Origin of the sequence: Capnocytophaga endodontalis (assembly GCF_002209445.1) — a bacterium.
GTDB lineage: Bacteria > Bacteroidota > Bacteroidia > Flavobacteriales > Flavobacteriaceae > Capnocytophaga > Capnocytophaga periodontitidis.
Map to the genome: position 1 here is coordinate 165,689 of NZ_CP022022.1, position 12,393 is coordinate 178,081.

The 12,393-nt window shown below is 42.6% G+C and carries 9 protein-coding genes; 4 read left to right on the plus strand and 5 right to left on the minus strand.

Annotated features, from left to right (window positions below; all coding sequences use genetic code 11):
* Window positions 1-56: 56 nt before the first annotated feature.
* From CBG49_RS00730 to CBG49_RS00750, 5 genes are all read right to left on the minus strand, one after another.
* Window positions 57-431 (minus strand): phage holin family protein, encoded by a 375-nt coding sequence (locus CBG49_RS00730; RefSeq protein ID WP_088592946.1) that lies wholly within the window; start codon window positions 429-431, stop codon window positions 57-59.
* A complete protein-coding gene (locus CBG49_RS00735) occupies window positions 419-1,186 on the minus strand; it encodes an alpha/beta fold hydrolase (RefSeq protein ID WP_193433087.1) in 768 nt (255 codons plus the stop codon). The genes CBG49_RS00730 and CBG49_RS00735 overlap by 13 nt, the downstream gene beginning before the upstream one ends.
* A gap of 35 nt (window positions 1,187-1,221) precedes the next feature.
* Window positions 1,222-1,545 (minus strand): DMT family transporter, encoded by a 324-nt coding sequence (locus tag CBG49_RS00740; protein ID WP_088592948.1) that lies wholly within the window; start codon window positions 1,543-1,545, stop codon window positions 1,222-1,224.
* 9 nt (window positions 1,546-1,554) lie between these two features.
* Window positions 1,555-2,607 (minus strand): RluA family pseudouridine synthase, encoded by a 1,053-nt coding sequence (locus tag CBG49_RS00745; RefSeq protein WP_088592949.1) that lies wholly within the window; start codon window positions 2,605-2,607, stop codon window positions 1,555-1,557.
* Window positions 2,608-2,670: 63 nt separating this feature from the next.
* On the minus strand, window positions 2,671-3,279 hold the full coding sequence (locus CBG49_RS00750) for a PASTA domain-containing protein (RefSeq protein WP_088592950.1): 609 nt from the start codon (window positions 3,277-3,279) through the stop codon (window positions 2,671-2,673).
* Window positions 3,280-3,387: 108 nt separating this feature from the next.
* Here CBG49_RS00750 and CBG49_RS00755 point away from each other — a divergent pair, with 108 nt between their 5' ends.
* From CBG49_RS00755 to CBG49_RS00770, 4 genes are all read left to right on the plus strand, one after another.
* Window positions 3,388-4,068 carry a hypothetical protein gene (locus CBG49_RS00755; protein ID WP_088592951.1) on the plus strand — a complete coding sequence of 227 codons (681 nt, stop codon included), beginning with the start codon at window positions 3,388-3,390 and terminating at the stop codon, window positions 4,066-4,068.
* Between the two features lie 302 nt (window positions 4,069-4,370).
* Complete coding sequence (locus tag CBG49_RS00760; RefSeq protein ID WP_335582332.1) at window positions 4,371-7,406, plus strand: SusC/RagA family TonB-linked outer membrane protein; 3,036 nt, start codon at window positions 4,371-4,373, stop codon at window positions 7,404-7,406.
* A gap of 51 nt (window positions 7,407-7,457) precedes the next feature.
* A complete protein-coding gene (locus tag CBG49_RS00765; protein ID WP_088592953.1) occupies window positions 7,458-8,849 on the plus strand; it encodes a RagB/SusD family nutrient uptake outer membrane protein in 1,392 nt (463 codons plus the stop codon).
* Between the two features lie 264 nt (window positions 8,850-9,113).
* Window positions 9,114-12,392, plus strand: coding sequence for a glycosyltransferase family 117 protein (locus tag CBG49_RS00770; RefSeq protein ID WP_088592954.1), 3,279 nt, complete (start codon window positions 9,114-9,116; stop codon window positions 12,390-12,392).
* Window position 12,393: the final 1 nt, after the last annotated feature.

The window sequence follows — 12,393 nt, forward strand, 5'->3', positions numbered from 1 at the left end:
TCTACCTTTTGCTTACTGCAATGATATTTCCCTCTCTCAGTGTTTTACTAAAAGTTTTAATTTTCTCTCTTCTTATTTGCCATTGCTTGTTCAAAAGGAGTGATTGTAATGGTTTGTGCAAGTGATAAACAAGTGCTAAACAGCAAAGCTCCCAAAAAACCATATACTTTAAAACCTCCTACAATTAGGGAAGCAAGGAGTACCATTAGGGTATTGTTCAGAAACATTGTAAGTCCAAAAGTGAGTTCGGCAACAGGCATCAGTATGTACTCTAACAACGGACGCACATAGCCGTTCAGGCAAGAGAGTACAAAGGCAGCAAGTACCGCTGTGAGATAACCCTCAATAGTAGCTCCTACGTTCAACACACACAACAAAAATATAAGCGTTGCCGAAATCATCAGGCTTATAAAAAACTTTAGGAATTGCATAGAAAATGTATCGTTTTATCGTAAAATTCATTAGGATTTTGGGCGTGTAACCAATGTCCTGCTTTGCTCACGGTCTCTATAATAGCGTGAGGAAAATGAGTATATATAAGTGTTTCGTCTTCAGGCATTACATATTCAGAATACTCGCCTTTGAGAAAAAGCGTTTTACCATTGTACACATTGCTATCAGGCAGTTCAGCACCTATCTCACTCTCGTTGGCAATAAGCGCCGGAAGATTCAGGCGTAAACCTAAATGCCCTGGGGTTTCCCAATAGAGATTTTTAAGTAAGAACTGACGGGTGCCTATATCACTCACATAAGCAGCAAGTGCTTTATCAGCCTCTACACGCGAGGTAATTTTGTTAAAATCAATAGATGCTAATCCTCGTAATATTTGTTCGTGATGAGGTGGAAAATATTTAGGTGCCATATCGGCGACGATGAGTGAGAGTACCTTTTCGGGATATTCAGTAGCAAAGAGCATTGCTGTTTTGCCCCCCATAGAGTGTCCCATTAAATGAAAAGCCTCCAACTGATGAGCTTCAGCATATTGTAGTAAATCTTGTACCATTAGCGGATAGCTAAAATCATCGCTGTGGAAGCTGCGCCCGTGATTGCGTTGGTCTACTAAATGCAGTTGAAAACCTGCTTCGGCATATCTAAGAGCTAAGGAACGCCAATTATCGGACATTCCTAAAAATCCGTGTAAAATCACGAAGGGAGTTCCTTCTCCTATAATTTGAGAGTGTAATATCATAATTTCAATTAACAATTAACAATTAATAATGGCTAATTTGTTAGTTTCAGTCCGATAATGGAGCTGATAAGGGTAAACAGAAACACTACTCGCCAGAGAGTTATAGGTTCTTTGAAAAAGAGCATTCCTACCACTACAGAGCCTACTGCTCCTATACCTGTCCATACAGCATAAGCCGTACCTAACGGGAGGGTTTTGGTGGCTTTCATCATCAACCACATACTCAGTAAAAATGCAATCACAAAAAGTGCATACCACAAGAAACTCTGTCTGCCAACAGTCTCACGTGCTTTACCCATACTAAACACAAAAAGAACTTCAAAAAGTCCTGCTAACACAAGATATATCCAAGCCATATTAGGGGGTTAGGGGTTAGAAGTTAGTTTGTAGGAACGCCATTTCTCGATACACGCCTGCATATCATCGGGGAGTTCGCTATCAAAACTCAAAAATTCGTGGGTTACAGGATGCTCAAAACCTAATGTTTTGGCGTGTAGGGCTTGCCGGGGTAATACGGTAAAACAATTCTCTACAAATTGTTTATATTTAGCAAAAGTAGTGCCTTTCAGTATTTTATCGCCGCCATAACGCTCGTCGTTGAAAAGGGTATGTCCTATATGTTTTAAATGTACCCTTATTTGGTGAGTACGCCCTGTTTCTAACCGGCAGGACACAAGGGTTACATAGCCAAAACGCTCTAATACTTTGTAATGTGTTACTGCCTCTTTGCCGTGAGAGCCATCGGGAAAAACATCCATTTGCAAACGATCTTTCAAGTGTCGCCCTATATGCCCTCGCACAGTCCCTTCATCTTCTTCTATATTGCCCCATACCAAGGCGATATACTCACGCTGGGTAGTTTTGTAAAAAAACTGCTGGGTGAGATGTAGCATAGCTTCTTCGGTTTTAGCGACTACTAACAAGCCGCTGGTATCTTTATCAATGCGATGTACCAGTCCAGGGCGATTGCTGCTGTTGTTAGGCAAATGATCAAAGTGATATACTAAAGCATTGATGAGCGTTCCGCTATAGTTGCCGTGCCCTGGGTGTACTACCATACCCGCAGGTTTATTCACCACAAGCAAGGCTTCATCTTCATATACAATATTTAAAGGGATATTCTCGGGCACTAACAAATCCTCGTGTGGAGGGTGAGAGAGGAGTACCTTCACCACATCGTTAGCTTTCACACGGTGATTAGCTTTCACTGGTTCACCATTTACGAAGATATTCCCCTGTTTAGCTGCTTGTTGTACCTTGTTGCGAGTTGCATTTTCTACAAAATTCATCAAAAACTTATCCACACGCAAAGGTTCTTGTCCCTTACCTGCTGTAAATGAATAATGTTCGTAGAGTTCGGGAGCTTCCTCGTCGTCTGGTTCTAAATCGTCTACTAAATCTTCTTCGTACAAAGTCATAGAATTTTTAGCGATAGTTTGGATTAATTTGTTGTAGTTAAGGATTAAAACTTAGGCAAAATGCTAATCCCCCATCAGCTCCTCTATCGGTATTTCGTCGGGAATAGAATCACGTGTTTCAAAGCCATTACCGCAAATTAGATCGATGCGTGAAGTTTTTACTAACTTATCACCTGGTTGCACTGGCTTGCCATTGTATTGCATCTCAAGCACCATATCCTTACCGATATTATCTACATAAGTAACTTGCCCAATGGTAAGCCCTACCGATTGCAGGGTAGCCTCCGCATTCCGGCGTGTTACTTGTATCACCTTAGGAACAGTTACTTTGTGATAGCCTTTAGGATTGAGCGTGAGATATATTTTGCGATTGTATTTCACTCGCTCATTAGGCTCGGGACTCTGACTAATCACTGCTAAGGGTGGATATTCAGGATTATACTCGGTAGAATCGATTACCTCGCAACGCAAATCTTGTTCTTCGAGGAGAATTTGCACTTCGGTAAGGCTTTTGTTAGTAAGATCGGGTACTACCACAAACTTACCGTGAGCGGTGTAGAGTTGTAAAAATTTGAGTGATATCCACACCAATAACACCACTGCTATTGTGGCAAAAAGCAGTTGCCAAGCAAGTTGTTTTCCTGATTTTTTAAAAAATTCTTTGAAGTTCATACTTTGCAAAGTATTGTTACAGACGGCAAAGATACAAAATAATTGACAATTAACAATTGATAATTAACAAATTATTCTTACTTTTGCAATCTAAAAACTTTCCATAAAATGAATACACGCTTTATAACAATGTCTCTTTTAGGGCTTGCACTCACTGCTTGCCAAAACACTCCTCAAGAAATACCCGTTGCCGATGATGCTCTTGCTAACACTGAATTGGCTGAAGCACAACGCGATAAATCAAAAGAAGGCAATCCTTTTGAACAAATGAACAACAACACTACGCAAGCTACTTTGCCTTCTACCCCTACAGGAGTAACCCTTAATCCTCCTCACGGACAGCCAGGACACCGTTGTGATATAGCTGTAGGTGCCCCACTGCCCAACGATGGCAATGTAGTTGCCCAAGCACAATCTCAAGCACACCCTGTATCACAAGGAGAAGCGATGCCTGTAGTTTCAGGTGGTATGCCTCAACAAGTAGTACAAGTACAACAACCTCAAACCCAGCAGAGTTATGTAGGACCTAAGGGCGAAAAACTCAACCCTCCTCACGGACAACCAGGACACCGTTGCGATATACCTGTAGGCGCACCCCTCAATAGCAAACCTGTTGCACAACCTGCTGCCCCTCAACAACAAGTAACCCAACAGCAAATTGTAATCGACCCTCAACAAGCACAACAACACACAGGCACTACCGAACCTGGCTTTTCAGGCAAACCCAATCCTCCTCACGGACAACCAGGACACCGTTGCGACATCGCCGTAGGAGCTACTTTACCTTAATTAAAAATTAACAATTATTAATTAACAACTTGCGACACAAAATATAGAAGAGGTTAGTCAAAACTTCATCTCAATTTCACCTCATAAACTTTGTCGAAATCTATAACACAACCCGTGTTAAGATTTCGACAAAGTTTTTTATTTAGTTTTCTTCAAAATAATTTGTACACTTCACTTCTATTTACTACTTTTGCCGCTTCTAAAAACCTTTAACTCTTAACTTTTTACTACTAACCCACTAATAACTAATATTTATGAAAAAATATCTAATCGCGTGCGCACTCTTGCCTTGTGGTGTAGCAATGGGGCAGACGCCCGTTACTCCTAAGGACAGTATCATACAACTGTCATCGGTTGATGTAGTGGCTACAGGCTATCAAAATCTTCGAAAGTCGCAAACTACTTCGGCGTATACCGAAATCAAACCTTCGCAAATCAATCGGCAAATCAATGCTACTCTCAAAGATGTCATAGAAGGGCAAGTTGCAGGTTTGCGCTTCACAAAAGACCCTTCTACGGGTAAGGAAGTTCCTATTTTGCGCGGTGTAGGCACTTTCTCGGGCAATGTGGGGTATACTCCTCTCGTTGTGATAGACAATATCCCTACTGATATCCCGTTAGAAGAAATCAACCCACAAGATATTGAATCAGTAACAGTACTAAAAGACGCTGCTGCTACGGCTATCTACGGGGTACGCGCTGCCAATGGCGTGATTGTAATCGTTACCAAAAAAGGATTGCATAACGGTTTGCGCATCAATGTACACACCGACCTTTCTTATACCTTTAAACCCAATGTAGACCGTATGCACTACGCTTCTACTTCCGAACTCATCGATCTCGAAACAGCTTTCTACCAAAGCAAATTAGCCGATAGCAATGGCAATGTAAATACCCTCTTTGAATCTTACGGAACTATTGGCGGAAGGCAAACCGTGCGATACTACTCACCTCTCTTTCAGCTCTATCGCGACCAAGCCCAAGGAAAACTCAATGCACAACAAGTGAATAGCACCCTCAACGAGTGGCGCAATCGCGATTACCTTCGTGACTTCAAGCGTTATGTATGGCAACCTATCGTTAGCAAGCGTTACAACATAAGTGTAGAAAGTGGCAATAACCGCAGTCAGAACTACGCTTCCTTGCAATATGAAGACACCGATGAGCGCATCGTTACCGAAAAAACTCGCGCGCTCAACCTCTATTTAAAAAATACTTATCAGCTCACCTCTTGGCTAAAAAGTACTATAGGGGTAAACGGCAGGTATACCACTATTGATGCTGTAGCCGAACCAATGCGCAACGCCTATACCAATCCTTTGGGGCAACCACGCTACACTTCGTTATTAGGTACAAATCCGTATGCGGGTTTTAACTTAGTAGCCCCTATCAACGGCTATATCTTAGAACAAATTGCCGGCAACGATGCTTTCCGCTCGTATAGCTTCAATTTATTGGAATCAATCGCTCAAGAACACCAAAAGCAACACGCTCTCAACTTGCGCCCGTTTGTAAATCTGCAAGTGTCTATCCTCAAAGGGCTGCAATATCAAAGTTATTTTCAGTACGAACTGAACACTTCCGACAGCGAAACTTTCTTAGGTAAAGACACTTATTATATGCGTTTACGCCATAACCAATTAGTAAAACAAGATGCTAATACTCAAAAATTCTCTTCCGAACTACCCGAAGGCGGTTATTACGAACAACAAAAAAGACAAAACCAGCACTATACTTTTCGTCAGCAGTTAGATTTCAACCGCACTTTTACTGAGGTGCACAATGTAACGGCTTTAGTAGGTTTTGAAATGCGTCAGCACTATACTCCGCGCAATATTTTAGAAGCGCATTACGGCTACGACGAGCAAACGCTTTCTTTTCCTACCCTCAACTGGAAAGAGCTCTTCAACCCTGGGGTAACTTCTTATCTATACGGCAGGCAATCGCTATCGTTAAACCGCAATCAGCAGAGTGAAACCAAACACCGCTTCATTTCTTTCTACAGCAATTTTGGTTATTCATATCGCCAGAAATACAACCTCACAGCGAGTGTACGCATAGACCAAGCCGATATGTTCGGCGCAGACCCTAAATACAAATACCGTCCGCTATGGTCGGTAGGCGGTAGCTGGAATATACACCGCGAAAACTTCTTCAATATGAATGATATCAACTTGCTAAAATTACGCCTCACGTATGGTATCAGCGGAAATGTAGACCAAACTACCACTCCTTTCTTGCGCGGACGTTTGCTTACCGATGTGCGAGGCGCTTACCCTTCTCAACAATATTTACAGTTCAACGATACCGATTTGCCAAACCCTAAATTGCGTTGGGAAAAGACTGAAACTGCTAATATAGGTATTGATTTCGGGATGTGGCATTGGCTTTCAGGAAGTATCGACCTCTACCGTCGTTATAGTTCTGACCTTTTGGTACTGACCGAACTCGACCCTACCGTAGGGGCTCAACGCCGACTTATCAACAACGGCGCTTTGCTAAACAAAGGAATAGAAGTGAGTTTGAATGCTACTCGCAAATTAGCTGACGATTTGCAACTTAGCGTAGGTACTACCTTTGCCTACAACAAAAATACCATTGAAAAAGTGAGCAGTAAGCCTACTAATGCTGTGGAATACGCTCGTAACCCATTGTATTACTATCGCGAAGGTGATGATTTCAACTCGCTATACGCTTACCGATACAAGGAAACCGTCAATGGTTACCCTATTTATTTAGACGAAAATGGCAATCCTAATACTACTTTTGATGCCAATGGCGTACCTACTATCAAAGATATCAAAAATGAAGATGCTCTTGTGAAATTAGGCACAATGAATCCTACCTTCAACGGGGCACTCAACTTGCAACTGCGCTACAAAGTTTTTGAACTCTCCACAATGTTTGTATACGCTGGCGGGCATAAACTTCGCAAAGACACCTATTCTATCAATCAAGAAAACGAAACGCACCGCGATATCAACCAGCGTTGGACAGCGACCCATCCTACTGATATGCCCCGTATGTCATTTGACTATCCAGCGACTTTGAGACGCGCTGCCAACACAGTGAACACTCTTTGGCAACTCGGTGATAACCACGTGGTAAATGCCGATTACCTCAAATGGCGTAATGTGGTATTTGCTTGCTATATCCCTAAAGAAATTTGTGAGAAATTGCGCTTGCAAAATGCCAAAGTTACCGCTCAGCTCAACAACCTACTCACTTGGTGTGCTGCTGGTAACGACATCGACCCCGAAGCCTATAATCTCAACACTGGAACACGCACCTTGCCTACTGCAACCACTGCCCTATTTGGCATCTCATTTAGCTTTTAGTCGCAGCAGCCGTAGCACGGCAGGCAGTTTTTATACCTTAATAATTTTACAATGAAAAGAATCATAACCACAATAATATTCAGCGCACTGTTTTTCACCGCTTGCGAAAAATATACCGACCTCACCCCTAAAGGTGAAAAGATTATCAACACTGCTGAGGAATACTACGATTTGGTAGTACTCCCCACTAAAAATTACCCTCCTTTCGACTTCCGCACTTTAGTAGACGACAATTGGGTAAAAGAGAGCTCTATTGTCGGGAAAACTCCTGATAAGAATAGTATCAACTTCTATTACGACGAGACTGCTCCCCGCGCCGATTACATCGAATCCTCTCCCTTTTATAACAACGTATACAGCTATATCGGCAGATGGAATATGATTATCTCCACCGTTGATTATGCTAAAGACAATGGTTCACTAAAAGCACGTGCTAAAGCTGAATCCCGCTTGCTAAGAGCCTTTGACTACTTTATGTTAGTAAATGTCTATGCCAAAGGCTACAACCCTGCTACCGCCGCTACCGATGGCGGGGTGTGCCTAATGCGTGAATTTGACTTAGAAGCTCATCCCACCAAAGCTACCGTAAAAGAAGTGTACGACTTTATTCAGGAAGATATCGAGGCAGCCTTGCCTCTTTTGCAAGAACATCCTGTGAATATATATCACCCTTCCTTGGCTTTTGGCTATGCCTTGAAAGCTCGAGTACACCTCTTCCGAAGAGAATACCAGCAAGCATTAGCAGCCGCCCAAAAAAGTCTCTCGTACAACAACCAACTGATAGATATGGTAGCTTATGAGGCGCACCCTACCCCTATCACGGTAGATAAAAACCCCGAAGTGCTCAACTTAGCCTATATGAACGGACATACCGAGATGAATATCTGGTACATCTACCCTGTGAGTCCTGAGTTTTGCAACCTTTTTGATGCGACAAACGATATGCGCTTCAAGCTCTTCTTCAATAAGAACCACCGTTATAACGATAGGGGATCTGGCACTGCCAACTGGGATATGCTCTCTACCAAATTCTTCTACCCTACCGTAGGAATGAAAACAGGTGAAATGTACCTTACTATGGCTGAATGTCAAGCGCGTTTGGGCGACCTCAACGGGGCGATGCAAACCGTAAATACCCTCCGTAGCAAGCGCGTGAAAGGCAGTGGTGCTACCCTCGCAACCCCTGCTACTACCGAGGAGACCGTAAAACTCATCATCAACGAGCGCCGCCGAGAGCTCGCTATGGGCTTTAATCGCTTTTTCGATTTAAAACGATTGAACACCGAACCTGCTTATGCTAAAACCTTACAACGCACCTTTCCTTTGGTGAATACCACTGTACCCCAACGCACTTATACCTTGCGCCCTAATTCCCCTATGTACATTGTTCCCTTTCCTAAGGATGTAATGGAGAAGAACCTTTCACTCACACAAAATTATTAATATGAATCAAGAGTTGAAAATAATAATCTCTGATTAACAGAATGTTGTTACTTTTGCGTCGCATCTCACCCTTTGAAGGAAATCCGCGAAAGCGAAGGATGTGAGAGGAAGGATGATTTATTAATCAATAAGTTAATTCAAACCTTGATTGGTATTGTAAAAATATGGAATTAGTAATCTCCTAATTCCTACCTCCTAACACTTGCTAATTGACAAATTATTCGTACTTTTGCCCTCAATAATAAAAAATCTAATTTTATTACAATGACGGATAAAGACTTTTCAAGATACAACCTTATCGCTGGTTGGCTGGTGTTTGCTATTGCTTTAGTTACCTATAGCCTTACCGTAGAACCTACAGTAAGTTTTTGGGATTGTGGTGAGTATATCGCTACATCGGCAAGATTAGAAGTAGGTCACCCCCCTGGAGCCCCTTTCTTCCAGATGATGGGCGCTTTCATCGCTGCTTTTGCTCCTAATAGCGACAAAATAGCTCTAATGGTGAACTATATGTCGGTGCTATCGAGTGCTTTCACAGTGTTGTTCTTGTACTTTATCATCGTTAATCTCACTAAAAAAATTGCTCAGCGCGAAGCCACAACCCTTAGCCAATCTCAAACCATTGTAGTAATGGGCAGTGGTGTGGTAGGTGCTTTGGCTTATACTTTTTCCGATAGCTTCTGGTTCAACGCTGTAGAAACCGAAGTATACGGAATGGCAATGCTTTTTATATCGGTAATGTTTTGGTTGGGCATCAAGTGGACGGATAGTCTGCACGAACCTCGTGGTGACCGCTGGTTATTGCTTATCTCGTTACTGGTAGGACTTTCCTTTGGGGTGCATTTTATGGCACTTCTCACCATTCCTGCTATCGGAATGTTGTATTTCTTCAACAGCAACTACAAGAAAACCGCAGTGAATTTCATCCTCGCCAATGTAATTTCTATCGCTATACTATTGCTTATCTTCAAACTGATATTGCCCTACACATTGGCGTATTTCGGTTATTTAGAAGTCTTTTTCGTCAATAGCTTTGGAATGCCGTTCAACTCAGGAACTATTATCGCGGGGCTCTCAGTTATTGCTTTCTTCTACTTCTCTTTAAACTACGCTTACAAGAAAAACAAAGTGCGCTTACAAACAGGCATCTTGTGTTTGCTATTTATATTTATAGGCTTTTCATCTTGGTTGATGATTCCTATTCGCGCAAATGCCAATACAGTAATCAACGAGAATAGCCCTACCGATGCGCGCTTGCTCTTGGCGTACTACAACCTCGAACAATATCCCGAAACACATCTTTTCTACGGACCTATGTACACCGATAAGTACGCAGGTATCGACCCCGAACATCCTTATGAAGATGCTAAACCTAAATACGAACGCGACTATAAATTAGGCAAGTACGTGATTGTAAACAACTACAAGAACGCTCAAACTGCCTCTAATAGAGCGCAAATGGGCTTCTTGCCTCGTATGTGGAGTGCCCAACACGCAGCTAACTATATGAAGCTCACCGGCAATCCGCCTTTCAAAATTACTGAAGAGGCTTATGCCGACCCTCAAGCCTACCAGCTCTTGCAAAGTATCCAACAGCAAATGGCGGTACGCGCAATGCCTCCAGAGCGTTACGACCAGTTCCTAATGCAATTCCGCGATGAAGTAGAAGTGCAAAAACCTACTTTTTGGCAGAATATGAACTACCTCTTTAGCTATCAGTTTGGCTATATGTATTTCCGCTATTTGGCGTGGAACTTCATTGGTAGACAAGACGATGTGCAAGGAAAATTAGAAAACGACCACGGCAATTGGCTTTCAGGAATTTCAGCTATCGATAATGCACATCTCGGCTCTCAAAAAAACCTCCCTTCCGATGTGTTAAACAACAAAGCTCGCAATACTTATTACTTCCTGCCTTTCCTTTTAGGAATTTTAGGGTTGCTGTTTATGGCTATTAAAAGTGAACGCCAGACGTGGGTGATTATGGTGCTTTTCCTCTTCACTGGTTTAGCACTGAAAATCTATCTGAACGAGCGTCCGTTTGAGCCTCGCGAGCGCGATTACGCCTTGGTAGGTTCGTTCTATGCCTTTGCAATATGGATAGGTATGGGCGTGTATGCTCTTTTCGATTGGCTGAAAAAATACATCACGCCCAATATATTAGCTCCTGCAACCGTTGTCCTTTCCCTAATATCTGTGCCTGTGCTAATGGCTTACGAAAACTGGGATGACCACGACCGCTCTCAAAAATATTCGGCTGAATTTATTGGGAATGCTTACTTAGAATCGGTGGCAAAAGATAAAGATGCGATGATTTTCACCATTGGCGATAACGACACCTTCCTTTTGTGGTATGCTCAAGAAATCGAACATTATCGCACCGATGTACGCGTTATCAACACAAGTTTGTTGCAAACCGATTGGTATATCGACCAAATGAAGCGTCAGGCGTACAACAGTAGCCCCATCCCTGCACAAATAGAGCATAAAAACTACGCTTACGGCGTACGCGAGGGCATTTACTTCCGCAAACGCACCGAAAACCGTTGGAATATCAAAGATTTTGTGAATTGGATTACCAGCGACGACCCTAATACGCAAGAAACACGCGGTGAAGGTGAGTACAAGCAAACTTTCTACTACTATCCTACTAACAAAATACGCATACCTGTAAACAAAGAAAACGTACTGAAAAGCGGTATCGTAAAACCTGAAGATGCCGATAAAATAGTAGATTATATCGATATTACCCTGCCTAATGCTATCGACAAGGCGCGCATTGTGATGTTAGACATCTTAGCAAACAACGATTGGAAACGCCCTATTTACTTCACCGGAGGTAGTATGGACGCCACCGAGTACATCTGGATGAAAGACTATTTGCAACTCGATGGATTAGTGTACAAACTCGTGCCTATCAAAACCGAAATCGATAAAAATCACCCTTACGATATGGGGCGCATCGATACCGATTTGATGTGCAACATCGTGAAAAAATGGACGTGGGGCAATATGGGCAAACCTAATATCTATTTAGACCCCGAAACGCGCAAGAACAGCATCATTTTCCGCGGCAATATCGCTCGCCTTACCGAGAAGCTCATCGCCGAAGGCAAAAACGCCCAAGCCAAAGAAATGCTGGATATCGCTATGAAAAATATGCCAGTAGAGGCGTATGGCTACTATTTCACCCTCGACCCCTTTGTACAAGGCTATTTCAAAGTAGGACAACGCGAAACTGCCCGCAAACTCGCACAACAGATTTTCGCTAAATACCAAGAAGAACTGAACTACTATACCCACTTAGATGCCGAGGAACTCAACCTCAGCGTTGCCCGCATACAATACGCAATCGACCGCTATGGCGACCTCTTACAACTCATTGCTCCTTTGGACACCGAGTTCTTCCAAAAAGAATGGGCAGTATTCAAAGCCAAAGCAAGTCCGTTTATGAGCTCTAAAGAATTAGAAGAATATTTTAAAGAGCCAACAGAAGAAGAAAAAGCCGCAGCTGATAGTACGGTAGTTGAAGAAGAAGAATAGA

Coding starts and splice junctions, on each gene's coding strand:
- CBG49_RS00755 (WP_088592951.1), top strand. CDS start 3,388: ATGAATACACGCTTTATAACAATGTCTCTTTTAGGGCTTGCACTCACT.
- CBG49_RS00730 (WP_088592946.1), bottom strand. CDS start 431: ATGCAATTCCTAAAGTTTTTTATAAGCCTGATGATTTCGGCAACGCTT.
- CBG49_RS00760 (WP_335582332.1), top strand. CDS start 4,371: ATGGGGCAGACGCCCGTTACTCCTAAGGACAGTATCATACAACTGTCA.
- CBG49_RS00745 (WP_088592949.1), bottom strand. CDS start 2,607: ATGACTTTGTACGAAGAAGATTTAGTAGACGATTTAGAACCAGACGAC.
- CBG49_RS00765 (WP_088592953.1), top strand. CDS start 7,458: ATGAAAAGAATCATAACCACAATAATATTCAGCGCACTGTTTTTCACC.
- CBG49_RS00770 (WP_088592954.1), top strand. CDS start 9,114: ATGACGGATAAAGACTTTTCAAGATACAACCTTATCGCTGGTTGGCTG.
- CBG49_RS00740 (WP_088592948.1), bottom strand. CDS start 1,545: ATGGCTTGGATATATCTTGTGTTAGCAGGACTTTTTGAAGTTCTTTTT.
- CBG49_RS00750 (WP_088592950.1), bottom strand. CDS start 3,279: ATGAACTTCAAAGAATTTTTTAAAAAATCAGGAAAACAACTTGCTTGG.